Origin of the sequence: Brucella pseudogrignonensis, from assembly GCF_002252525.1 — a bacterium.
Taxonomy (GTDB): domain Bacteria; phylum Pseudomonadota; class Alphaproteobacteria; order Rhizobiales; family Rhizobiaceae; genus Brucella; species Brucella pseudogrignonensis.
Genome location: NZ_NNRM01000020.1, coordinates 115,590 through 138,014, shown reverse-complemented (window position 1 = coordinate 138,014; position 22,425 = coordinate 115,590). Strand labels below are relative to the sequence as shown.

The window sequence follows — 22,425 nt, the reverse complement described above, 5'->3', positions numbered from 1 at the left end:
TCCAAGTTTTTGTCCGCACCCCGACCGGGTCACTTCTCAGCGACAATCAACATCGTGTGACTGCGCAGACGACAACGCTTATCGAACTTCTTGGCAATGGCGTCCTGACAAATCTTGCTGAACTTGGCGTGGAGGAAGGCAAGACACCAGTCGGTAACGCATCCGGGCAATACGAGCTGAAGCCGACATCAGGCTTTGGCCTCCAAGACCCTACCGGAAGCCTTGGCAAGCTTGCGTCACTTACGCTGGCTGCACGGCAGATTTTGCAGACAGATGAGAACGGCGCGCTGAAAGCACTTGCACTGGCGGCCAATAAGTTCCTTCGCACCGATGCGAACGGCGATCTGGCCTAAAGCGATCTGGGTTCGGCCGCAATCGCACTGCTTAATCTGAGCGGCACAGCGGCGGCTGACAGGTTGCCTTACCTAACAGGGGCTAACGCAGCAGGCCTGACTGTCCTATCGGCATTCGCTCGCACCATTCTGGACGACACAAGTGGTGCAGCAATGTGGGCTACAATGGGCGGTGTTGATAATGCAGCTTATAAAAAGCTTCCGGGCGGGCTGATCTTCCAGACTGGATCAGTAACTCAGACAGGGACAGATTACCGTATCAATTTTCCGTCTGCGTTCCCGACAGCTTGCATGTGGGTAAAGGCTCGGAGCACGTATCCAATCGAAGGTATTCAATATCTGGGTATTGCCACGACCGGCAAAACCGCGAGCGGCGTGGATATCCGAGTAAGAAACATGGTCAATGGCGGGACGGTTCAGCCACAAGGCTCTGTCCCCGTCGAATGGTTTGCTGTGGGATACTAAAAATGAAGATATTTGCTACGTTCGACAATGAGGGTTTTCCAACTGCCTTTTATCCGGAAGATATCCACGGTGAGAGAACGAAACCTGTTTATGGTGAATTACCTGAGGTAACCGAAGAAAACCCGGACCCGCAGGCGCCTATAATTGGTGAAGAACCAAACCCAGATTGCAAAATTCCGCTAGAAGCAGTCGAGATCACTAAAGACCAATGGCACGATTTCATTGAAAACCAAGCGGCAAGGCGATGGGTAGACGGAAAGGTCGAAGAATTCACACCGCCAGCGCCTGAACCTGATCCAGTTGTTACAATTCTGCCTGCTGTCACGCTGTGGGAACGATTGACGGAAGATGAAGTCGATCAGGTGAATGAGGCCATGGCAACGCAGCCGGTGCGCACCCAGCGCATATTCACCACAGCCAACACGTTCCGCTCAGATCATGAGCTTTGGCCGCTCCTTGAGCAGATGGCTACTGATCTGTTTGGTGAGGAAAGAGCGACGTCCCTGCTTGCAGTCTGAGACCGAAATTTGCCAATAACTGAACTATCGGACAAGCTTTCTTTCTGCTTTGCAGCGCCACATCAGTGCACCCACGATAATTACAAAAACACTCACTGTCGCAATCGAAGCCCAGAATTCCGCCGGCATTTAATTCTCCTAAGGTCCTAATGAAACCTTAACGCCGTTCCTTAGACTTTGATCCATAAAAAGAAAAGCCCCGGCGTGTGGAATGAAGGATAGCACGAGCCGGGGCTACGCAGATCGCCAGTCGCGTCTCGAAGATGACCTGCGCTAGTCGATTTTAATCTGGTGACAGAAAAAATAAAACCCCGGAAAGCGTGGGAGCTTGGCCGGGGCTGCACACCGCGTTGGGCTGGGGGCTTGGCAACGGTGCGCGGCTTCTCTTATTCAATTGAATGATTTTCGTAAAGCTAAAAGAAAACCCCGGCAGGCGGGCAGCCATGAACCGGGGTTACTCACGTTACATTCAAGCGGGGGCTGTGATGCCGTGAATGGAGCAAGAATTAGCGCGCATCTTAGCAGCGTCAAGGGCTGAAAAATAAAACCCCAGCTCGTGGGTATTGTACCGAGCCGGGGATTTGCGTTGGACAATTATCGCTGACTGTCACCACGCTTTTTCCATCTTCTCACAATCTCAGGAAAAGACAATGGCCCGACGCAGAACGGGGCAGGACTACATTGTCCATCCGTATATCGCGAGAGCAACGCCAGCGACACCGCCAATTAGCGACCAACCCAGCATGCTGATGCCCATAAAGCTGTGATGCGTATCAGCAGATATCCTCTTGAAAGCAGAGGCTAAAAGCAAGTTGGCACCGGCACCGAGAATGAGACCGATGCCGTTAGCGACGTATGCGGCCGGATGCAGTGCCATGCTCAGCATGAAATAAGGTCGCAGTAGAAAAGTCGCCCCCAGCATACCTGCGATCAGCACGAAAACTGAGACCATACCGAAACCAGACCATCTAATAAGCATTATCCAAACAACCTCTGTCTTGGGGAAGGTCGTGCGGTAATGATCGCCGCTCGTTCAACGGGCAACCCTACTATCGTAAAATCCCCAAGAAAGACCGCCCTTGAGGCGGTTTTTTCATGCCGAAAGGCGACAAATAAAAACCCCGGCGATGAGGCCGGGGCTGCGTTTGTGATTGACTATTCTCAGGCGGCGCAAGGAGCGTTTGGTTGCCATCCCTCAGATGTTTCGCAGAAACTTACCGACTGAGGATCAATCTGATTAAGTTGTGCTAAGCGGTCAACCATGCGGCGTACAGACCCATCGCCGTCAAGGAACTCTTCGTAAAGGGCCCTTAACAGGCGGTCGGCAGGGCCGTTCGCTACTGGCTTTGTGCGAGCTTTCTCCCACCGACGAACGGCTTGCTCTTCGGTGCCGAGGATGCCAGCGAGGTCGCGCTGTGTTAGTTCCATTTCGAGGCGAAGGAAACGTACTTCCGCACCGTTAAGCGGCTTAGGAAGCGATATTACCCATCGACCTATAGCGTGATGAAGGCCTGCGGTATTCTGAATAGATACGCCTTCACCGTATGGCGTTGTATGTAAGGTATAGCCGTTCTCGAGCCATACATTGTCGAGACCGCTATCGACGTAGTGGTAAGCCATCTCTTTGTTTCCCTGTTTGGTCTAAAAAACTGTGACCACGATCAAGCGTAAACCCCACTCGATAGCCACAGTGCATGTAATTTCCTCTCCAGCTGCATGCCTTAAAAGGTTGACCTGCCAATTCCCGTGTTGGTTAAAGAATGGGCCTTCGGTAATTGTTCCTTTCTGAACACACAATTCGATTTGCCGTCGAGACACCTTTCTTTGCTTCATGCGCTTTGAACTGTGCTGAACAACAACGATGTTTTCCGTGTCGCTCGCCAGTTCTCTGATCATCTTTAACGCCATCTGAGGCGTCATCTTCAAAGGTGTGATCTCAGCCATGTGCCTATCAATATGATAGGTGGATATTAATAGTCAATGAATTTCACAACAAAGTGTGAAAACGACGCACATACTTGCTGAAACGCTACAAATAAGCAGAAAACGAGGAAACACAATGACACGACGCATCAACGCGGCGGGGCTTTCGCTCATCAAGCAGTGGGAAGGCCTCAAAACAACGGCTTATAAGGATGTCGCAGGAATTCTGACTATTGGCTACGGCCATACGTCAGCGGCGGGCGCGCCAAAAGTAACGCCGGGTATGGCAATTGGCGATAAAGAAGCCGAGCGCATCCTACAGAACGATCTGGCGAAATTCGAGGCGCGTGTTGAGCGTCTTGTTAAAGTGCCGCTCACTGACAATCAGTTTGCAGTGCTTGTCTCTTTCGACTTCAACACAGGCGCGCTTCACAAATCGACACTGCTCAAGAAGCTCAATAAAGGCGATTACGCCGCTGTGCCTGGTGAGCTTGCCAAGTGGGTAAACGCTGGCGGCAAGAAAGTGCAGGGCCTAGTTAACCGGCGCGCTGCCGAAGCTGGTCTATGGGCAAAAGGAGCGTTCGTATCTTCAAACACAGTCACAGCGACCACAAAGACGGACAAGACCGACGTGGTTGCAATCGGCGGTGCCGGTGCGGCTGGTGTCGGTGGCGCAGTCGGTCCGATCCTTCCCGACATTACGCAGGCCATTGTTGACCAGCAAGACAGCCTCACGAGTGGACAGTGGGCGCGCATCATTGTCGGTGGCGTCGTCTTGGCTCTGACGCTCTGGGGCATCTACCGGAAGATCAAATCATGATCTGGGCCTTAATCCCGAACTGGCTGAAATACTCCCTGGCTACCCTCGTGGCGGCTTTTTTGTTGCTGGCTGCTGGTTACGTGGCTCGGAAACGTGATGGCCGGTCCAGCATCGAAGCCAAAATCGAAAGACAGAACAATGAAGCAACTGATAAAGCCCTTGGCGCTGTGCTCGATTATGATCAGTGCATCGATGCTGGCGGGGTGTGGACATTCAGGACCGGCAAATGTGAGCGGCGTCCGTAGCGTTCTCGGAACCGATCTGCTCGGCGCGCGTGGCGCGACAGATGCCGATCAACGGAAGATAGATCGCACAATCGTTCGCGGCTGCGCAGGCGGCGTCTGGTCAAAAGATGAATGCTCAAAGCATGACGAGAAATGAAGGGGCAGCCGGTGACAACTGAAGCGGGACAGGACCGAGCCATTGACCGCGTCGAGGGCAAGCTTGACCAGATCATCAAGGATATGGACCGGGCGCGGGATGATCGGAAACAGCAATACGAGAAACAGGAAAAGACTGATCGAACGTTAGACGAGGTGATGCGAAAGCTTCAGAGTGTCGACAACCGCCTTGAAAAGGTCGAGGAACCCGTCGCAGATTTCAACCGTTGGCGTGAGCGCGGAGTTGGCGCGATCATGCTTGTTTCGTTCGTTGCAGCATCGCTTGGCGGAATGTTCGTCACGTTCGGAAAAAAGATATGGGCGGCAATCGTCGGGTAAAAACGCACCGATTTGCTTTTGCCCATTGTCACCCGACTCACACCGAAAACATATAATCAAAACTTATACTTAATACCCGATTTGATATGATTTCCTCTCAGTGGACTCGCGCTGCCTTTTAGCTATTTCGCTAACGTACAGATTTCAGTCTGGCCGCTTCCACTCTTTCCCCCAAATATCCATACGACTTAACCTTCTTTTGGATGACGTCTGTTAGGCCAAGCATCACAGATTATGCGCTGTGCCATCTCAAATGCGCAATCGCGATGGAATGCGTTTCCCACCTGATCGGTTCCATAAAGGTCGTACACGATGGTCGGCCCGGCCAAAGGTTTGTCGCAAGCAACACATTTATCAGAGTGATTGAAGTTTGCCTGTGCACGCGCATCGGCTGCTGTTCTGTAATAGGTCATTTTATTGATCCCTGTTAGCTCCAAGCTGGTGGAGATGCTGCGGGTGGTCAAGCCCAAAGAAAAGCCCCGGCACGAGAGGTGTAGGCTAGTGCCGGGGCTGCGCGGTGTCTGCCCCCTGAAACGTCTTCGCGCAAGCCGATCATCTCATAGAAAGGGCTTTGGTCAATATGTTTGATACCGTACAGAACAAACGGTTCGTGCAGTGACAGTTCTCGTGTCAGAACGGTCATGTTTTATGATCACTATCCGCAAGAAAAAAGCCCCGGCACGTCTCCCAACGTCACGGGGCTGCTTGCCTTGGAGCCACAGGGTTTTCAAGACCCCCGCAAGCGGATTAGATTTAGGTGCGGATCCTGTTAATGCAACATGCGTATTCGAATTTTTCGCCATCAAATTACGACAGATTTTTTTTCCGCTCAACCACTTCAAGTTCTTCAAGCAACTGATCAAGGTCTTTATTGCTCTCCGTATAATCCTTAGAGCTGATCAGTTCTCTCAAAGCTAGACCTACAGAGCGGCCAGCAGGGCCCAGTTTAGGGCTGTGTAAAAAAGGTCTGATCTTGGCCGAGCGAATAAGCTGTCGATTGAAGTGCATGTTTCTCTTTCCCCGTATACTAGAAAGTGAAACACCGTAAACGTTAGAAAGTTGCAATTATTTCGTCATGTTTAGCCGTAGTGATCACGATTCTGATCGCTGGCTTTGGTGGTATTCTCAGTCCATGGAAAGCCAAAAGTGTGTCAGCACGAGAGCAGCTACAACCGTTCCTACAATGATCATGCAACAGATGATCCAGAATAAATATCGTGGCTTGGGTGGCACACTGTGATCATCCCAATTTATCTTCGAAGATGGTCGATTATTGTTCATTGTGATTTCAATCACGCGAAATGACTTGCTCGAAAATTTACGCGCACGCTTCTAACGAAAGAGGGGCAGAGTTACTGACTCTGCCCCAGCCAAACGGCGACGGACTGGAGGTCACATCATCGTCGTCTATCATCGCAGTCCTTCTACGATGAGATGGCACCTTTCAAATAGGTGTTCTCAGATATTTGTCAAACAAAAAACCCGACAGCCGAAGCTGCCGGGTTTCCTGTAACCAATCCGTAAGGATTAGAACGAACGCTGGAAGCGAACCATACCCTGCCAAGCGTCCTGACCCTTAAGGTCGGAGAACTTGTCGTCCCACTTGGTGTAGGAAACTTCAGGAGTTACGGTGAAGCCTGGAACCAGTTCGTAAGCTACGTTTGCAGTAGCTGCGAAGGTCTTAGCGTCTTCATAAGCGAGCTGTACGTTGAAGGTAGCCTTTTCGGATGCCTTGAACTTCGCGCCGCCCCAAACAGCCCAATCGCCACCCCAGGTGCCGTAGAAGCTGCTGATTGCACGGATACCGCGCTGACGACCGTCAGCAAGAGTTTCGGTGATGTAGTAGTAATCGTCGTTCGACTTGTAGCCGCCCTGTACCCAAACCGAGAACTGGTCGGTCACGTTTACGTCCAAACGAACCTTACCGGCCCACTCTTCATTAACCGCGTCGTACGCGCCAACAGCTGCGATCGAACCCCAGCCCTGAGCGTACTTCAGACCAGCAACAACATGTGGCGTGTAATCGTCGATACGACCGCCGAATTCATGACCATTCAGTGCAACGCCGCTTTCGATGTCGGTGTTGTTGCCCTGTTCAACAGCGATAACAGCCGAGAAGCCGTTGCCACCGGTGAAGGTGTAGCTGATTGCGTTGGTGCGGTAGCCGCCAGCAAGGATCACGTCATCGTTGATGACGTCGCCGAGGGAACCAGTGAAGGTTACGAAGTTCGATTCATCGAGACCGAGGCGCAGGCCGCCGAGCTGGATGTAACCGTAACGGAGCGAACCAGTTGTGCCATCGACGCCGTCGTTCCAGTCGTAACGGGTTTCAGCATACGTCTTCAGGGTGCCGAGCTCGGTTTCCGAAGCAGTCGAGAAACGAAGCGTGAAACGCGCCTTCTGCTCATAGGTGTCACGGTCCTTGGAGCCGAAGCCTAGACCGCGTGCATCGCTAAAACGGGTACGAGCATACACATCGTCGCCGCCCTTAACGTCGTAACGAACGTAGCCGTGAACGCGCAGGCAAGTTTCGGTGCCTGGGATGTAGAAGTAGCCAGCGCCGTATGCATCGCAAACGCGGACATATTCAACTGCTTCTGGTTCAGGAGCGACGATTGCGTCTGCTGCCTGTGCGCCGGTAGCTGCTACGAGAGCGGCAGCTGAGCCGAGAAGAAGGCTCTTAATGTTCATTTCTGACCTCCAAGATCAAAGCTTTTTTCTCCGAGCCCTAACAGCGCTCGATTCAACGACTCATGAATAATCTTTAATGAACCGGACTCGCAACAGCGTTTATCAGTTTCCAAATTTTCACGAAGTCGTGTGTTGCACATTTAACACAAAATCGCCGCAGTTCGCCCGATTTCCGGTATTCAGGGAACCCTTTGTTAACAAAAGGTTAATGGCGATTTTCACTGATTTGCCTCACTTTTGCGGCGCGAATGTGAATTTCCTTGGGAAACAGTGTCTTCGTTGTTATCGTCTCAGGGATTGAGGGGCAACGAATGGTCGAAAGTACCAACACTATAAAGTCGCTTATTGAGCGACATGCCGGATCACTATGGAAAGAGGGGAAGCATCAAGCTGGCGCGTTGGCTTTCCTCAATGAAATTTCCGAGATCTTCCCGGGCGATTTTGCTTCCTTTAAGACTGACGACTTTGCGAGGATCACGATTGCCCTCCAAGGGCGAGGGAATCGCAACTCGACGGTAAATAGGAAGGTGAATGCACTAACCAAGCTGCTTAGGGCTGCTGTAGCCGCAGGAGATATCCCGAACGTACCGGTTTATAAGCGTCTCGAAGAGGACGCTAACCAGCTCCGTATTCTTTCGCTTGATGAAGAAGCCGTTCTCCTAAGTTCAATCGAAGAGCGCTCTCTAGAGTTTGCCGCGTTGACTCGGGTGCTTGTCGAAACAGGAATCACAGTCGGTGAGGCTATAGCCTTGCGATGGGAAAGCATCAGGACCGATCAAATCCGTATAGCGGAAAGTTCTATCGGCTTAGGCCGGACGCTGCCGCTAACGCGAAATGCACGAACAGCTATACAAGAAATGCAGAGCGAGGTTCGCGGTCCATTCTGTAGAATAGAGCAGCCGAAGTTCAGGGCTGTTTGGAACGAGGTGAAGGAAGATATTGGTTGGGAAGATCCATTGATCGTGCCAACGGTTCTTCGCCACACCTGCGCAGCGCGCTTAATAAAGCAAGGCATTGATATTCGGCTTGTGCAGCGCTGGCTCGGAAACAGAAATTACAAATCTATGATAAGGTATGAACCATTGGTTTCAGATCATAGTTTCCAGATGTGCGTTCCAGCACTCGAAGCGTACCGCAATTCAATATAGTCGCCGTAGTCGATTTAATCTTCTGGAGATCTACGTCGTTCGCCGGAATCTAATGCGATAGCGACGCGCATTATTGCCTCGGCTGCCTCTAAGCGGGTCCAGCCTGCTAAAGTTGCCTCATCGAGAGCCGCAATCAATTTCGCCATGACATGCTTTTGGCAATCAGTGCCACGATCAGGATAATTTCCATCACGTTCTGGCCCGTTCATAGCATCCTCCTTTTTGAAGGGAGGTAGGGCGGTTTCCAAGAAGGTCTATGGGTTCACGACAGGTTCAGTGAACCTAAAGAGCGCTTTTTATTCAGCTCTCTGATTCTATCTAACGTATTGATATGTCGGTGGTTCGAATGGTGGGCGTAACAGGGATTGAACCTGTGACCTCTACAATGTCAATGTAGTGCTCTCCCGCTGAGCTATACGCCCATTCGATGTGGCGCATACACCATATAGCGTTGCGCCCGTCAATGCCCTTTTTTGAAGTTTTTTATTCTTTTTGTTGAATACCTTATCAAAGGCCGGGAAAGCCGCTGGTCGCCTTAGGCGGCGATCAGCATTTTTTCAATTTCGTTCACGAGATCGCGGAGGTGGAAAGGCTTGGAAAGCACTTTCGCATCGCGCGGGGCGTCCGAATCGGGATTGAGGGCCACTGCGGCAAAGCCCGTAATGAACATGATCTTCAGATCAGGATCGATTTCAGTTGCGCGGCGCGCAAGCTCGATACCGTCCATTTCTGGCATGACGATATCGGTCAGCAGCAACGAGAATGGCTCCTCGCGCAGTCTTTCATAGGCGCTGGCACCGTTATCGAAATGAGTAACGTGATAGCCCGCCTTTTCCAGCGCCTTCACAAGGAAACGACGCATATCGTTGTCGTCTTCAGCTAGCAGAATTCTTTTCATGGGTCCGTCCGAATTTCTCGCCGCCGGTTCGTGTCTTCTGGACACAGATGACGACTCAGTTTTCACACTAGAAAACGCTTTTTTGGTAAATATGAAATGAATGCTCTCGCAAATGTTAATTGTTATGGCCAGTGTTTGGCAACAAGCTGTTATGTGTTACAGCTTTGCATCGTTTGAACGGCCTGCCAAGAGGAGGAAGGGCTTGCTCTCAAACATTGGATATTGCATCACGCCGGACTATTATAAGATACTGCTTTAACAGTGTAATTATCTTATGACCGGTCGTCCAAAGGCAGTCGAGACGGGTTGAAGTATGAGTCTGGAACGTGATTTTCATCTGATGCCCCCTTTCGAGGTCTGTGCACCAGCGCAGCAGCGCATTCCTTTCGTTTTCAATTCTCCCCATAGCGGTCGAGCCTATCCCAAGTCGTTTCTCGAAGAATCGCGACTGGATTCGCTTGCCATTCGTTATTCCGAAGATTGCTACGTCGATGAGCTTTTTGCAGCCGTGCCGCGCCTTGGCGCGCCTTTGCTCAAGGCGCATTTCCCGCGCGCCTTTCTCGACGTGAATCGTGAGCCATACGAGCTTGATCCGCGAATGTTTGCGGAGCCTCTGCCGCCTTATGTGAACAGCCAGTCGGCGCGTGTGGCGGGTGGTCTGGGCACTGTGCCGCGTCTGGTCGGCGAGGGGCAGCTTATTTATCCTGGCCGCATATCGCTTGAAGAGGCCTATTATCGTATCGAGGAGCTTTATAAGCCCTATCACCGTGCGCTGGATGGTCTGCTTCAGTCGACCCATGAGCGCTTTGGCTATTCGGTTCTGATCGATTGCCACTCAATGCCGGGCGGCACGCGCTCTGGCGATGTTGGCGGGCGGCCTGATTTCATCATAGGTGATCGTTTCGGTCGATCCTGCAGCGAGCAGCTGACGCAGGCGGCAATCGAGTTGCTGCGCGGCCTTGGTTACACTGTTGCACACAACAAGCCTTATGCGGGTGGGTTTATCACCGAGCATTATGGCAGACCTGCCGCGGCCTGCTATGCGTTGCAGATCGAGATCAATCGCAGTCTCTATATGAATGAGCAGACCTTGCAGAAGCTTGTCGGCTTCGATGCTCTATGCGCCGATCTTTATCAGTTCCTGAGCGACCTCACATCCTTGCCGGATGAACTTCTGGTCGTGCCACCGCTCGCAGCTGAATAGCTGTCGGGTGCTCTAACGCTTTATATTTACAGCATAATTTCACCTTAAATTGTTTCAGATTTAAGGTGAAATTATGCTGTAGCAAAGAAAGTCTATCATCAAATGCATATAAAAAGAGCCGCGCTCCAAGAAGAAAGCGCGGCCAAAGACTAGGGAGGAAATGCCCCGAAAGGCACCGACAGGACAGCCTGTCTGACCTTTAAGCTACGCGGCAAAGCCTTATGCGTCAAGGATTTACGCATATTTTTTGTGCTAAAAAATAGACAGCTCAAATTGTGAGCAATATTAGGACGAGATGCACATCAATGCATCATCTTATGGAAACGGGAGATTGGGATTGCTGATTGATAAGGCATTTTTTTCCGAAGTCGCTTCGGTCGCAGCTGCTGAAACCTTGCCACGGTTTCGCCAGTTCAACGAGATCGACAACAAATACACTTCGGGATTTGATCCGGTCACGGAAGCCGACCGTGCTGCAGAACGCGCGATTCGTGCAGTCATCGGGCGCGAGTTTCCAGATCACGGAATTCTTGGCGAAGAATATGGCCCTGAAAATATCGATCGCAGTCATGTTTGGGTGATCGACCCCGTTGATGGCACCCGCGCTTTCATCTCTGGTCTGCCTGTTTGGGGAACGCTGGTCGGCCTGACGGTCGATGGCGATGCAAAGGCTGGCATGATGTCCCAGCCTTTCACGGGTGAGCTGTTTTACGGCGATGCCAATGGTTCTTATCTCCTCCGCGAAGGTGCAGAACCACGTCGGCTTTCTGTTCGCGCTCAGGCAAAGCTTGAAGATGCGACCATGTTCACCACCACGCCAGCACTTTTCAAGGGCGATTTGCGTAAGGGCTTTGACCGGCTGGAAAATGCGGTGCGTCTGTCGCGTTACGGCGTTGATTGCTATGCCTTTGCGATGCTGGCAAGTGGCTTTGCCGATATCGTCGTGGAAGCGGGCCTTCAGCCCTATGATATCGTGGCGCTCATTCCAATCATCGAGCAGGCGGGTGGCGTTGTCACGCAGCGTGACGGCGGCCCGGCAGAAAAGGGCGGTGATGTTGTTGCCGCAGCTTCACCAGCACTGCACAAGGCTGCTCTTGATTTGCTGAACAGCTGATCGTCAGGCCTTGTCTGGATTTGCAGGCTCTATGCTCTCTGGAAGCGCTTCAATTTCCGATGTGCCGGGAATGAAAGCGTCAAAAGCGGCAAGAGCCTGCTCGCGATAGAAATCCGCTTCCTGAAGCAATTCATGGCGAGCGCCGTCGATGACGACGAGCGAGACGTTGCGCGTGCTCGCAGCAAAGCGCTCAATAGCTGTGGTCGAGACGACCTTGTCAGCACCTGCAGCAATAACCAGCACAGGCACTGTCGGCCCGTCATAGAAACCGGGCTGATGAATACGGGCTGCGGCCGCAAGCGCATTGCCGATCCAGTTGATTGTTGGCCCGCCAAGCGCCAGCTCTGGATGTTTTCGCACCACAGCCATATTGCGTTCAAAGCGTTCAGGATCATTGGTCAGCGGGTTGTTTTCAAAGGGCCTTTCACCGCGTAAGCGCCCGCCGGCGGCATAATTCCGGCCCATTCCCAGCCAGCGCAAGGTCGTTGCCATGAAGCGCATTTTGGTGTCGCCGGATTGTGATGGACGCAATCCCATTAATGGCGCGCACAGCACGATACGGGTCACGCGCGATGCCAGTTTGTGAATCGATGAATAGGTAATTAGTGCGCCTGCCGAATGCGCCAGCACATAGAAGGGTGGTGGACAATCAGGCAGCACAATCTCGGTCAGAAACTGATCGAGATCGTCAGTATAGTCGCTGAAATTCCGAACATAGCCGCGCAGTCGGTCTTTGAGCAGCCGCTGCGAACCACCCTGACCCCGCCAGTCCAGCGTTGCGACCGCGAACCCGCGTCTGGCCAGATCCGAGATGGTTTCAAAGTACTTTTCGATAAACTCGTTGCGGCCCTGCAGCAGAATAATGGTTCCGCGCGACGGTTTTGTTTCGGGTCTCATAATGGCGTAGCGCAGATCCAGGCCATCTTTCGACTTGAACTGTCCCGATTTCGTCCCTGCGGGAATGGGGTTCGCGTCGGTTTCAAAAAGAAGTTCAGGCATTCAAGCTGCGGCCCCGATTATAGCATTTCCAGCAAAAGTGCGAAGCGGTTTTGCGTCGGATAATGCGTAAAAACAAATAGTTACAGTGGTTCCAACGATTCATTTCTAACTGGAACCGCTGTAAATTCACACACCAGTATAGTCGGATAAAGAATGATAAAAAGTAACCGGAAGTTTGCAAGCAAACTTCCGGTTCAGGAAACAACCAGTGCAAGGGACGTTACACTGGCTGATCTTTCCAAATCAGAGAATTTTACCAGCCGCGACCAACGCGACGTTCATCGATGATGCGGCCGCTGAAAGCATCGACCACAACGATGACGCGGCGGCCATTCGGGCGGGTTGCTTTGACGAGATAAGCTCCGCGTTCACGACGCATATCGCCGACATCGTAGCCGCGGCGCTGCAGTGAGCGCGAAATCTGGCGTGGGCCGAGTGTTTCCGGGCGTCCATAACCGTCACCCCAGCCGGGTCCGCGACCCGGGCCTCTATCATATCCGCGATCTGGACCGTCCCAACCTGGACGTGGTCCGCCGCGTGGCGGCATTGGTGGACGATAACCATCATCGTCGTAATACTGAACCTGAACACGCAGGCCGTTATCAGCTGCATGGGACGTAGTCGCAATTCCGGTCGCGACGGTGGCAAGTGCGGCAAAAGCAAGAAAAGCTTTTTTCATAACCGTAATCCTTTGATGAACCCGCCTCTCAGCAGGCATAGTGGGACAATAGCCCCAAGCATCTGAACGCTCGCCGAAGATGATGTTCATTTTGGGTTCATTGGATGGCGTAACCCCCAATTTCCGGGGTCCAAGCGATCAGGAGTTGTTACGCTAAGTGATAAGCCGTGTAACTATATTCTCGACTTTCACGCGCGGCCCCGACAGCGTTTTATGCAAGTCACAATAAAATCAGCCTTGAAATGAAAAAGGGGCATTCCCAATTAAGTTTTGCGGTCGCCGATAACGGGATCGCCGGCACGAAGAATTCGCCAGAATGGGAGTTCTGCCGCCAAACCAATGCATTATGTCGCTCTTAAGGAGGGCTTACACATGCGTCACGTTGATTTTTCCCCGCTCTATCGTTCCACCGTTGGTTTCGACCGTCTCTTCTCCTCGATGCTCGATACGCTCGCATCGCCAGAAGGTTCGCAGTCTTATCCGCCATATAATATTGAGCGGACCGGTGAGAACACCTATCGCATCACCATGGCCGTTGCAGGCTTTTCGGAAAGCGAACTCGAAATCGAAGCCCATCGCAATCAGTTGACCGTGAAGGGCCAGAAGGCCGAGAACGATGCTTCTGAAACCGGTGAAGTGCTTTATCGTGGCATTGCTTCGCGTGCTTTCGAGCGCCGCTTCCAGCTTGCAGACTTTGTTGAAGTCGCTGGTGCCAGCCTCAAGAATGGCTTGCTCCATATCGATCTCAAGCGCGAAATCCCTGAACAGATGAAGCCGCGCAAGATTGAAGTCAGCAAAGCATCGGTTGGTGAAGCCCAGCAGATCGAAACGAAAACTGCCCACTAATCTCTGCTGAAGACTATATATAAAGAAAGCGGCGCATTAAGCGCCGCTTTTTTTGGCTTTTGGGATACGCGCTCTAAGCGATAAGCTTGCCGAACTGATCGACTTCTTCTTCGGTATTGGCAAAGCTCGTGACGAAGCGCGCGAAGATTTCGCCCTCGCTGATACGGTTGACTTCCGAATGCGGCGGGTTCCAGTCATAGAAAATCGCACCCGCACTGCGCAGGCGGTCATAGACTGACTGTTTCATGATCGCGAAGACTTCGTTGGCTTCCGGCTTCCATGCGAGCCGCATCTGGCTGGATGCATCAATGTGACGGGCGAGACGCGCAGAGAGCGCATTGGAATGCTTTGCAAGGTCAATCCAGAGATCGTCTGCAAGATATGCATCGAACTGTGCTGCAATAAAGCGCGTCTTTGAGAAAAGCTGTGCTGCACGTTTACGGATGAAAGGCAGGTCGCGTGCGCGGGCCGGGTCCATGAAGACCAGCGCTTCTGCGCACCAGCAACCATTCTTGGTGCCGCCAAAGGAAACAATATCGACGCCCTGTTTCCATGTCATTTCGGCTGGCGTCATATCAAGGGATACAAGCGCGTTTGCAAATCGTGCGCCGTCCATATGCAGAGGCAGGCCCGCATCGCGGCAAATCTGCGAGATCGTCGCGATATGTTCAGGCTGATACAGCGTGCCGACTTCCGTGGCCTGCGTGATGCTGACCGCCATCGGCTGACCGGCATGAACGAAAGCCGGATTGAAACGCTTGAGTTCGCGCTTGAGCAATTCAGGATCGATACGGCCCATTGCGCCATCAATCGGATGCAGACGTGCGCCGCCGGTGAAATATTCAGGCGCACCGCATTCATCTTCGATCACATGCGCTTCGCGATGCACGAGTGAAACGCCGCCTGGACGGTTGACGCTGGCGAGCGCCAAGGAGTTTGCCGCCGTGCCTGTGCCGACAAAGAAGACCGCGACTTCACGCTCGAACAATTCGTTGAAACGCTGTTCCACGCGTTTGTCGATTTCGCTGGCGCCATAGGCTGCAGCAAATCCGTTTGCATGAAGGGAAAGACTTTCAGCGATTTTCGGGTGGGCGCCTGCCCAATTGTCTGAAGCAAAATGCACGATGTTCTCCGCTGGCGGTAGGACCTTATAGCAAAGGTCTATAACCGGACTCGGTAACAGGCGTAAGGCCTGTTGACGCTAAAAAGCGAGCAGCATCTGTCACTTTTTAGAGCTTCCCGTGAGGAGCGCTAGGCGCGCCAAACTGACGCAACTAGCATCAAACGTAATTAAATGATGCAATAGTGAATGTCTGCGACACTTTGTTTCGCAATTGGCTCGAAAAAATCATGTTTCCATCTTGTGAGCGAATTTGAATTCTGTCATACGTGATTAGGACAGCAATGCTGACTAATTCACCCTTGCTGTCCAATTCATCACTGTGATCGTCAGGTTTCTTGTCAAAGCTTCCGTCAGTTGCAGAAAGAAAGTGCCGCGCGGATCGGGATAACCCGGCAGAATGCGATGCTTAATGAGACAGGGGAGTTTGGTGCGCCGCAATGCGGGCCGAGGTCGCTTGTCGAGCCTGAAAGACTAAGGCGCCAAAACAATATTCCTTTCGATGGCTATGCCATCGGCCCCGGAACGTCGTCCAACGCCTTTTCGATAAGGCTTTCCATACACACAAATCACTTACGGAACGAATAGCCGTTCCGGTTCATTATCGTATCGCGCAGGGTTGCGCGCTCACTGGAGGGAATGACGATGCCGCATTTGACGCCATCTGTATCGCATGTGGATTTACACAACGGTCAGAACGGAACGGTCAAAGCTGCGACCAATTCCACCAACGCAACCCGAAAAACGCGAACTTCCGCGGGTACTCCCCCCGCCCAAGGTCTCTATGATCCACGCAACGAACGCGACGCCTGCGGCGTTGGCTTCATTGCGCATATGAAGGGTCAGAAGTCGCATCAGGTTGTCGAAAACGGCCTCAAGATGCTTGAAAACCTCACCCATCGTGGTGCGGTTGGCGCCGACCCTCTGATGGGCGACGGTGCGGGCATTCTTGTGCAGATTCCAGATCGCTTTTTCCGCGAAGAAATGGCGCGTCAGGGCATCGATCTGCCGCAGCCGGGCCATTATGCCGTTGGCTATCTCTTCATGCCACGCGATGCGGAATTGCGCGCGCATATCGAAGAGATCATCAAGGAAGTCATCGCTGCTGAAGGCCAGACCTTCATCGGCTTCCGTCAGGTGCCGGTTGATAATGAGTCTTTGTCGAAGGCTCCTGAAATTGCCGCGACCGAACCTTTTCATGTTCAGGTTTTCATCGGCCGTAGCGCGACCATTGAAACCGACGATGATTTTGAACGCCGCCTGTTCGTGCTGCGCAAGGTTATTTCCAACCGCATCTATCAGGAAAACGAGGGCGACGATAAGGGCTTCTATATCGTCTCCATGTCGGCGCGCACCGTTGTATATAAGGGCATGTTCCTGGCCTATCAGGTTGGTGCCTATTACAACGACCTGAAAGATCCGCGCTTTGAAAGTGCTGTGGCGCTCGTTCACCAGCGCTTTTCGACCAACACTTTCCCGTCATGGCGTCTGGCGCATCCATATCGCATGGTTGCGCATAACGGCGAAATCAACACGCTGCGCGGCAACGTTAACTGGATGGCTGCCCGTCAGGCATCGGTGGATTCGGAGCTGTTCGGCAACGATATTTCCAAGCTCTGGCCGATTTCCTACGAAGGCCAGTCGGACACTGCCTGCTTCGATAACGCGCTCGAATTCCTGCATCAGGGTGGCTACAGCCTCGCACATGCGATGATGATGCTGATCCCGGAAGCATGGTCGGGCAACAAGCTGATGTCGGACGAACGCCGCGCGTTCTACGAATATCATGCGGCTCTCATGGAGCCATGGGATGGTCCTGCTGCCGTTGCCTTTACCGATGGCCGCCAGATTGGTGCGACGCTGGACCGTAACGGTCTGCGTCCGGCCCGTTATATTGTGACTGACGATGATTTCGTAATTCTGGCTTCGGAAGCAGGGGTTCTGCCTGTCGAAGAGAAGAAGGTCGTCAAGAAGTGGCGTCTTCAGCCCGGCCGTATGCTGCTGATCGATATGGAAGAAGGCCGCATCGTTTCGGATGAGGAAATCAAGTCACAGATCGCACAGAAGCATCCTTACAAGCAGTGGCTTTCCAACACGCAGCTTATTCTGGAAGACCTGAACCCGGTTGAGCCTCGCGCGCTGCGCAAGGATGTAAGCCTCCTCGACCGTCAGCAGTCATTCGGTTACAGCCAGGAAGACACCAAGCTTCTGATGTCGCCAATGGCCACAACTGGTCAGGAAGCCATCGGCTCGATGGGTACGGATACGCCGATTTCGGCAATGTCTGACAAGTCGAAGCTGCTCTACACCTATTTCAAGCAGAACTTCGCGCAGGTCACGAACCCGCCGATTGATCCGATCCGTGAAGAGCTGGTGATGAGCCTTGTCTCCTTCATCGGGCCGCGCCCAAATATTTTCGATCTGGTTGGCACATCGCGCCGCAAGCGTCTGGAAGTGCGTCAGCCGATCCTGACCAATGGCGATCTCGAAAAGATCCGCTCCATCGGTCACACGGAAGATCGCTTCGATACCAAGACGCTCGACATCACCTATAATGTCGGCGAAGGCGCTAACGGTATGCAGGGCGCGATTGAACGCCTGTGCGACCGTGCGGAAGCAGCGGTTCATGGCGGTTATAACATCGTCATCCTGTCGGATCGTCAGGTTGGTCCGGATCGCATTCCGATCCCGGCTCTGCTGGCAACGGCTGCTGTCCACCATCACCTGATCCGCAAGGGTCTTCGTACATCGGTTGGTCTGGTCGTTGAATCGGGTGAACCGCGCGAAGTGCATCATTTCGCCTGCCTCGCAGGCTATGGTGCCGAAGCAATTAACCCATATCTCGCCTTCGACACGCTGCTCGACATGCATCGCCGTCGCGAATTCCCGCCGGAAGTCGACGAATATGAAGTGGTCAAGCGCTACATCAAGTCGATCGGTAAGGGCATTCTCAAGGTCATGTCCAAGATGGGCATCTCGACCTATCAGTCCTATTGCGGCGCGCAGATTTTTGATGCGGTCGGCCTGCAGACGAGCTTTGTCGATCAGTTCTTCTTCGGCACGGCAACGAGCATCGAAGGCGTTGGTCTTGACGAAATTGCGGAAGAAACCGTGCGTCGCCACACCGATGCGTTCGGCAACGACCCGGTTCTGCTGACAGCGCTCGAAGTTGGTGGCGAATATGCCTACCGTATGCGTGGTGAAGCACATCTCTGGTCGCCGGACGCGGTAGCGAAACTGCAGCACGCCGTCCGTACTTCGAACCCGGATACATTCACCGAATATACGTCCATGCTCGACTCCAAGGCGGCGCAGGCAAAGACCATTCGTGGCTTGTTTGATATCCGCTTTGCGGAAGCAAGTGGTCGCAAGCCTGTTGCCATTGAAGAGGTTGAATCGGCGGTCGATATCGTCAAGCGCTTCTCGACAGGCGCCATGTCGTTCGGCTCGATCTCGCGTGAAGCCCACACCACGCTTGCGCGTGCGATGAACGCCATTGGCGGCAAGTCAAACACGGGTGAGGGCGGTGAAGAGCCGGATCGTTTCTATCCGCTGCCGGATGGTACGCCAAACCCAGAACGTTCTGCGATCAAGCAGGTGGCATCGGGGCGTTTTGGTGTGACGACGGAATATCTGGTCAACTCCGATCTCATCCAGATCAAGGTTGCGCAGGGTGCAAAGCCGGGTGAAGGCGGTCAGCTGCCGGGCCATAAGGTCGATGCGACCATCGCCAAGACACGTCACTCGACGCCGGGTGTTGGCCTCATTTCGCCTCCACCACACCATGACATCTACTCGATCGAAGATCTGGCACAGCTGATCTATGATCTGAAGAACGTTAATCCGGCAGCTGATATTTCCGTTAAGCTGGTTTCGGAAGTGGGTGTTGGTACGGTTGCGGCCGGTGTTGCCAAGGCACGCGCTGACCATATCACAGTGTCCGGCTATGATGGCGGCACGGGTGCGTCTCCGCTCACCTCATTGAAGCACGCTGGTTCGCCATGGGAAATCGGCCTTGCCGAAACCCATCAGACGCTGGTGTTGAACGGTCTTCGTTCACGCATTGCGCTGCAGGTCGATGGCGGTCTTCGGACCGGTCGCGACGTGGTGATCGGTGCGCTGCTCGGTGCCGACGAGTTCGGTTTCTCGACCGCTCCGCTGATTGCCGCTGGCTGCATCATGATGCGCAAGTGCCATCTCAACACCTGCCCTGTGGGCGTTGCCACGCAGGACCCTGTTCTGCGCAAGCGCTTCAAGGGCACGCCTGAGCATGTCATCAACTTCTTCTTCTATCTGGCAGAAGAAGTTCGCGCATTGCTGGCAGCCATGGGCTTCACCAAGCTTGAGCAGATTATCGGCGAAACGGAACTGCTCGAAAAGCAGACCATGATCGATCATTGGAAGGCCAAGGGTCTCGACTTCAGCCGTATCTTCTACAAGCCGGAAGCCGAGAAGCACGAAATCTTCTGGACCGAACGTCAGCATCATCCGATTGAAGATGTTCTGGATCGGACGCTGATTGCTCAGGCCATGCCTGCGCTTGAAAACAAGACACCGGTCAAGATCGATGTCGACATCAAGAATGTCGACCGTTCGGCAGGTGCGATGCTTTCGGGTGAAGTGGCCAAGCGTTTCCGTCACAAGGGTCTGCCGGATGACACCATTGCCGTTACCCTGCGCGGTACGGCTGGCCAGTCCTTCGGTGCCTTCCTTGCACGCGGTGTCTCGTTTGAACTGATTGGCGATGGCAACGACTATATCGGCAAGGGTCTTTCGGGTGGTCGCATTGTCATACGTCCGCCAGAAGACACGCGTATTGTGGCTGAAAACTCGATTATCGCAGGCAATACCGTGCTTTACGGTGCGCTTGAAGGCGAGTGCTATTTCCGCGGTGTGGCAGGCGAGCGTTTCGCAGTGCGTAACTCCGGTGCGGTCACGGTTGTCGAAGGCGTGGGTGATCACGGCTGCGAATATATGACGGGTGGTGTGGTTGTCGTTATCGGTCAAACTGGCCGTAACTTTGCAGCCGGCATGTCGGGCGGTGTCGCCTATGTGCTGGATGAAGAAGGTGACTTTGCACAGCGCTGCAACATGGCGATGGTCGAGCTGGAACCGGTGCCGGAAGAGGATGACATCCTCGAAAAGCTGCACCATCACGGCGGCGACCTGATGCACAAGGGCCGTGTGGATGTATCGGCAAACATGACGCGCCACGACGAAGAACGTCTGGTGCAGCTGATTGCCAACCATCTGCATTACACCGGCTCTACGCGCGCCAAGGACATTCTCGATAATTGGGAGAGCTATCGCCCGAAATTCGTGAAGGTCATGCCGGTCGAATATCGTCGCGCTCTCGAAGAGATGGAACGCATGCAGATCGGCGTTGCAGCGGAATAAAACTCATAATCAAGACGCGGTGCTTGTGCGCCTGAAATGGCGAATAGCACCGCGATAGGAGCATGGAATAATGGGTAAGGTTACTGGTTTTCTTGAGGTTGATCGGCAGGTAGCAAAGTACCAGCCAGCATCGGATCGCATTCGTCACTTCCGCGAATTCACGCTTCCCATGACGGACGGTGAAGTGCAGAAGCAGGCGGCACGCTGCATGGATTGCGGTATCCCGTTCTGTCACGGTCCAACGGGCTGCCCTGTGCACAATCAGATCCCTGACTGGAACGATCTCGTCTATAACAACAACTGGGATCAGGCGATCCGCAACCTGCATCTGACCAACAACTTCCCGGAATTCACGGGTCGTGTTTGTCCGGCGCCTTGTGAAGAAGCCTGCACGCTGAACCTTGAAGATGCGCCAGTTGCGATCAAGACCGTTGAACAGGCACTGGGCGACAAGGCCTATGAGCTTGGCTATATCGTTCCGCAGCCAGCAGCGCAGAAGACCGGCAAGTCGGTCGCGATCATCGGTTCTGGCCCGGCAGGTCTTGCGGCCGCACAGCAGCTGGCACGCGCTGGTCATATGGTCGATGTCTATGAACGCGAGAGCCGTCCGGGTGGTCTGCTGCGTTATGGTATTCCTGACTTCAAGATGGAAAAGCACCTGATCGACCGTCGCGTCACGCAGATGGAAGGTGAGGGTGTCCGCTTCCTTTGCGGCGTAAATATCGGCGTCGACAAGCCGCTGCGCGGTCTGCTCGATACCTATGATGCCGTGCTTTATTCGGGCGGTTCTGAAAAGCCGCGTCCAGCCGGTATTCCGGGTGCAGACCTTGAAGGCGTGCATGATGCCATGCCTTACCTCGTTCAGCAGAACCGTCGTGTTGGCCGCGAAAACATTGAATCGGTCGCCTGGCATGAAGCCCCAATCCTTGCCGGTGGCAAGCATATCGTCGTTGTCGGCGGCGGTGATACGGCTTCCGACTGTGTTGGTACGGCTTTCCGTCAGGGCGCGGTCAATGTCACGCAGCTCGATATTCGCCCGCAGCCGCCTGAAAGAGAAGACAAGCTGAGCGTCTGGCCTTATTGGGCAACCAAGATGCGTACGTCTTCCAGTCAGGCTGAAGGTGCTAATCGCGAGTTTCAGGTGGCAACGCTTGAATTCATCGGCGAAGACGGCAAGCTCACTCATGTGAAGTGCTGCCAGGTTGATGAAAAGCGCAAGCCGATTGCTGGCTCTGAGTTCTTCATCAAGGCTGATCTTGCTTTCATCGCCATCGGCTTCTTCGGTCCGGGCGAAGACAGCGTGGTGAAGGAACTTGGCGATAAGCTCGAAATCGCAACGGATCGTCGCGGTGGAACTTCGGTGAAGGCCAATGAGCAAGACTATCGCACCAATGTCGACAAGCTCTATGCAGCAGGCGATGTGCGCCGTGGTCAGTCGCTGGTTGTCTGGGCAATTCGTGAAGGCCGTCAAGCAGCTCATGCTATCGACGCAGATCTGATGGGATCGTCCGTATTGCCTCGGTAATTAAAA

At 53.4% G+C, this 22,425-nt stretch carries 23 protein-coding genes, 1 tRNA gene and 1 pseudogene; 13 read left to right on the top strand and 12 right to left on the bottom strand.

Annotated features, from left to right (window positions below; all coding sequences use genetic code 11):
• From CEV34_RS11740 to CEV34_RS27300, 3 genes and pseudogenes are all read left to right on the top strand, one after another.
• Window positions 1-353: pseudogene (locus tag CEV34_RS11740) on the top strand (hypothetical protein); the annotation flags it as partial.
• Between the two features lie 63 nt (window positions 354-416).
• Window positions 417-818 (top strand): gp53-like domain-containing protein, encoded by a 402-nt coding sequence (locus CEV34_RS27010; protein ID WP_179253499.1) that lies wholly within the window; start codon window positions 417-419, stop codon window positions 816-818.
• Window positions 819-820: 2 nt separating this feature from the next.
• Window positions 821-1,336, top strand: coding sequence for a hypothetical protein (locus tag CEV34_RS27300; protein ID WP_235819035.1), 516 nt, complete (start codon window positions 821-823; stop codon window positions 1,334-1,336).
• A gap of 676 nt (window positions 1,337-2,012) precedes the next feature.
• On the opposite strand, the gene CEV34_RS11730 is transcribed toward CEV34_RS27300, so the two are convergent.
• From CEV34_RS11730 to CEV34_RS11720, 3 genes are all read right to left on the bottom strand, one after another.
• Window positions 2,013-2,315: a hypothetical protein gene (locus CEV34_RS11730; RefSeq protein ID WP_235819034.1), complete on the bottom strand. Its 303-nt coding sequence runs from the start codon at window positions 2,313-2,315 to the stop codon at window positions 2,013-2,015.
• A gap of 182 nt (window positions 2,316-2,497) precedes the next feature.
• A complete protein-coding gene (locus CEV34_RS11725; protein WP_179253498.1) occupies window positions 2,498-2,956 on the bottom strand; it encodes a helix-turn-helix domain-containing protein in 459 nt (152 codons plus the stop codon).
• A gap of 21 nt (window positions 2,957-2,977) precedes the next feature.
• Window positions 2,978-3,280, bottom strand: a complete 303-nt coding sequence (locus CEV34_RS11720) for a DUF4258 domain-containing protein (protein WP_094543651.1) — start codon at window positions 3,278-3,280, stop codon at window positions 2,978-2,980.
• A 115-nt stretch (window positions 3,281-3,395) separates the two neighbouring features.
• Here CEV34_RS11720 and CEV34_RS11715 point away from each other — a divergent pair, with 115 nt between their 5' ends.
• The 4 genes from CEV34_RS11715 to CEV34_RS11705 are packed head-to-tail and all read left to right on the top strand — an operon-like array spanning window position 3,396 to window position 4,798.
• Entirely contained in the window at window positions 3,396-4,079 is a 684-nt protein-coding gene (locus CEV34_RS11715) for a lysozyme (protein ID WP_094543650.1), read from the top strand.
• A complete protein-coding gene (locus CEV34_RS11710) occupies window positions 4,076-4,324 on the top strand; it encodes a hypothetical protein (RefSeq protein WP_094543649.1) in 249 nt (82 codons plus the stop codon). The genes CEV34_RS11715 and CEV34_RS11710 overlap by 4 nt, the downstream gene beginning before the upstream one ends.
• Window positions 4,218-4,460: a hypothetical protein gene (locus CEV34_RS27005; RefSeq protein ID WP_235819033.1), complete on the top strand. Its 243-nt coding sequence runs from the start codon at window positions 4,218-4,220 to the stop codon at window positions 4,458-4,460. Before CEV34_RS11710 ends, CEV34_RS27005 begins: the two co-directional genes overlap by 107 nt.
• An 11-nt stretch (window positions 4,461-4,471) precedes the next feature.
• Window positions 4,472-4,798: a hypothetical protein gene (locus tag CEV34_RS11705; RefSeq protein ID WP_143853350.1), complete on the top strand. Its 327-nt coding sequence runs from the start codon at window positions 4,472-4,474 to the stop codon at window positions 4,796-4,798.
• A gap of 188 nt (window positions 4,799-4,986) precedes the next feature.
• On the opposite strand, the gene CEV34_RS11700 is transcribed toward CEV34_RS11705, so the two are convergent.
• From CEV34_RS11700 to CEV34_RS11690, 3 genes are all read right to left on the bottom strand, one after another.
• On the bottom strand, window positions 4,987-5,262 hold the full coding sequence (locus tag CEV34_RS11700; RefSeq protein WP_143853348.1) for a hypothetical protein: 276 nt from the start codon (window positions 5,260-5,262) through the stop codon (window positions 4,987-4,989).
• Window positions 5,263-5,605: 343 nt separating this feature from the next.
• Entirely contained in the window at window positions 5,606-5,806 is a 201-nt protein-coding gene (locus CEV34_RS26715) for a hypothetical protein (protein ID WP_143853346.1), read from the bottom strand.
• Between the two features lie 519 nt (window positions 5,807-6,325).
• Window positions 6,326-7,489: a porin gene (locus CEV34_RS11690; protein ID WP_094543645.1), complete on the bottom strand. Its 1,164-nt coding sequence runs from the start codon at window positions 7,487-7,489 to the stop codon at window positions 6,326-6,328.
• 311 nt (window positions 7,490-7,800) lie between these two features.
• On the opposite strand from CEV34_RS11690, the gene CEV34_RS11685 reads away from it, so the two are divergent.
• Window positions 7,801-8,637, top strand: coding sequence for a tyrosine-type recombinase/integrase (locus tag CEV34_RS11685; RefSeq protein ID WP_094543644.1), 837 nt, complete (start codon window positions 7,801-7,803; stop codon window positions 8,635-8,637).
• 14 nt (window positions 8,638-8,651) lie between these two features.
• Here the strand turns inward: CEV34_RS11685 and CEV34_RS11680 are convergent, their stop codons facing one another.
• The 3 genes from CEV34_RS11680 to cpdR all read right to left on the bottom strand — a co-directional run bounded on the left by CEV34_RS11680 (window position 8,652) and on the right by cpdR (window position 9,535).
• A complete protein-coding gene (locus CEV34_RS11680) occupies window positions 8,652-8,846 on the bottom strand; it encodes a hypothetical protein (protein ID WP_094543643.1) in 195 nt (64 codons plus the stop codon).
• Between the two features lie 138 nt (window positions 8,847-8,984).
• Window positions 8,985-9,059, bottom strand: a tRNA-Val gene (locus CEV34_RS11675).
• A gap of 113 nt (window positions 9,060-9,172) precedes the next feature.
• Complete coding sequence (cpdR, locus tag CEV34_RS11670; protein ID WP_007877205.1) at window positions 9,173-9,535, bottom strand: cell cycle two-component system response regulator CpdR; 363 nt, start codon at window positions 9,533-9,535, stop codon at window positions 9,173-9,175.
• A 313-nt stretch (window positions 9,536-9,848) separates the two neighbouring features.
• On the opposite strand from cpdR, the gene CEV34_RS11665 reads away from it, so the two are divergent.
• Together CEV34_RS11665 and hisN are read left to right on the top strand one after the other, a co-directional pair.
• Window positions 9,849-10,739, top strand: a complete 891-nt coding sequence (locus CEV34_RS11665; RefSeq protein WP_094543642.1) for an N-formylglutamate amidohydrolase — start codon at window positions 9,849-9,851, stop codon at window positions 10,737-10,739.
• Window positions 10,740-11,076: 337 nt separating this feature from the next.
• Window positions 11,077-11,853, top strand: a complete 777-nt coding sequence (gene hisN, locus CEV34_RS11660) for a histidinol-phosphatase (RefSeq protein WP_094543641.1) — start codon at window positions 11,077-11,079, stop codon at window positions 11,851-11,853.
• A gap of 3 nt (window positions 11,854-11,856) precedes the next feature.
• On the opposite strand, the gene CEV34_RS11655 is transcribed toward hisN, so the two are convergent.
• Complete coding sequence (locus CEV34_RS11655) at window positions 11,857-12,852, bottom strand: alpha/beta fold hydrolase (protein WP_094543640.1); 996 nt, start codon at window positions 12,850-12,852, stop codon at window positions 11,857-11,859.
• Between the two features lie 253 nt (window positions 12,853-13,105).
• Window positions 13,106-13,531 carry a PepSY domain-containing protein gene (locus CEV34_RS11650; RefSeq protein ID WP_007877195.1) on the bottom strand — a complete coding sequence of 142 codons (426 nt, stop codon included), beginning with the start codon at window positions 13,529-13,531 and terminating at the stop codon, window positions 13,106-13,108.
• Window positions 13,532-13,903: 372 nt separating this feature from the next.
• Between CEV34_RS11650 and CEV34_RS11645 the strand changes: the two genes are divergently transcribed.
• Window positions 13,904-14,377 (top strand): Hsp20 family protein, encoded by a 474-nt coding sequence (locus CEV34_RS11645; RefSeq protein WP_007877193.1) that lies wholly within the window; start codon window positions 13,904-13,906, stop codon window positions 14,375-14,377.
• 73 nt (window positions 14,378-14,450) lie between these two features.
• On the opposite strand, the gene CEV34_RS11640 is transcribed toward CEV34_RS11645, so the two are convergent.
• Entirely contained in the window at window positions 14,451-15,500 is a 1,050-nt protein-coding gene (locus tag CEV34_RS11640; protein ID WP_007877192.1) for a threonine aldolase family protein, read from the bottom strand.
• A gap of 642 nt (window positions 15,501-16,142) precedes the next feature.
• Between CEV34_RS11640 and gltB the strand changes: the two genes are divergently transcribed.
• Window positions 16,143-20,894, top strand: coding sequence for a glutamate synthase large subunit (gene gltB, locus CEV34_RS11635; protein ID WP_007877189.1), 4,752 nt, complete (start codon window positions 16,143-16,145; stop codon window positions 20,892-20,894).
• A gap of 70 nt (window positions 20,895-20,964) precedes the next feature.
• The gene (locus tag CEV34_RS11630) at window positions 20,965-22,419 is read left to right on the top strand and encodes a glutamate synthase subunit beta (RefSeq protein WP_007877187.1); all 1,455 of its coding nucleotides are present in this window, start codon (window positions 20,965-20,967) and stop codon (window positions 22,417-22,419) included.
• Window positions 22,420-22,425 lie beyond the last annotated feature (6 nt).

Excerpts from the sequence above, each read along its gene's own strand:
- CEV34_RS27300 (WP_235819035.1), top strand. The coding sequence starts at position 821 with ATGAAGATATTTGCTACGTTCGACAATGAGGGTTTTCCAACTGCCTTT.
- CEV34_RS11730 (WP_235819034.1), bottom strand. The coding sequence starts at position 2,315 with ATGCTTATTAGATGGTCTGGTTTCGGTATGGTCTCAGTTTTCGTGCTG.
- CEV34_RS11725 (WP_179253498.1), bottom strand. The coding sequence starts at position 2,956 with ATGGCTTACCACTACGTCGATAGCGGTCTCGACAATGTATGGCTCGAG.
- CEV34_RS11720 (WP_094543651.1), bottom strand. The coding sequence starts at position 3,280 with ATGGCTGAGATCACACCTTTGAAGATGACGCCTCAGATGGCGTTAAAG.
- CEV34_RS11715 (WP_094543650.1), top strand. The coding sequence starts at position 3,396 with ATGACACGACGCATCAACGCGGCGGGGCTTTCGCTCATCAAGCAGTGG.
- CEV34_RS11710 (WP_094543649.1), top strand. The coding sequence starts at position 4,076 with ATGATCTGGGCCTTAATCCCGAACTGGCTGAAATACTCCCTGGCTACC.
- CEV34_RS27005 (WP_235819033.1), top strand. The coding sequence starts at position 4,218 with ATGAAGCAACTGATAAAGCCCTTGGCGCTGTGCTCGATTATGATCAGT.
- CEV34_RS26715 (WP_143853346.1), bottom strand. The coding sequence starts at position 5,806 with ATGCACTTCAATCGACAGCTTATTCGCTCGGCCAAGATCAGACCTTTT.
- CEV34_RS11690 (WP_094543645.1), bottom strand. The coding sequence starts at position 7,489 with ATGAACATTAAGAGCCTTCTTCTCGGCTCAGCTGCCGCTCTCGTAGCA.
- CEV34_RS11685 (WP_094543644.1), top strand. The coding sequence starts at position 7,801 with ATGGTCGAAAGTACCAACACTATAAAGTCGCTTATTGAGCGACATGCC.
- CEV34_RS11680 (WP_094543643.1), bottom strand. The coding sequence starts at position 8,846 with ATGAACGGGCCAGAACGTGATGGAAATTATCCTGATCGTGGCACTGAT.
- cpdR (WP_007877205.1), bottom strand. The coding sequence starts at position 9,535 with ATGAAAAGAATTCTGCTAGCTGAAGACGACAACGATATGCGTCGTTTC.
- CEV34_RS11665 (WP_094543642.1), top strand. The coding sequence starts at position 9,849 with ATGAGTCTGGAACGTGATTTTCATCTGATGCCCCCTTTCGAGGTCTGT.
- CEV34_RS11655 (WP_094543640.1), bottom strand. The coding sequence starts at position 12,852 with ATGCCTGAACTTCTTTTTGAAACCGACGCGAACCCCATTCCCGCAGGG.
- CEV34_RS11650 (WP_007877195.1), bottom strand. The coding sequence starts at position 13,531 with ATGAAAAAAGCTTTTCTTGCTTTTGCCGCACTTGCCACCGTCGCGACC.
- CEV34_RS11645 (WP_007877193.1), top strand. The coding sequence starts at position 13,904 with ATGCGTCACGTTGATTTTTCCCCGCTCTATCGTTCCACCGTTGGTTTC.
- gltB (WP_007877189.1), top strand. The coding sequence starts at position 16,143 with ATGCCGCATTTGACGCCATCTGTATCGCATGTGGATTTACACAACGGT.
- CEV34_RS11630 (WP_007877187.1), top strand. The coding sequence starts at position 20,965 with ATGGGTAAGGTTACTGGTTTTCTTGAGGTTGATCGGCAGGTAGCAAAG.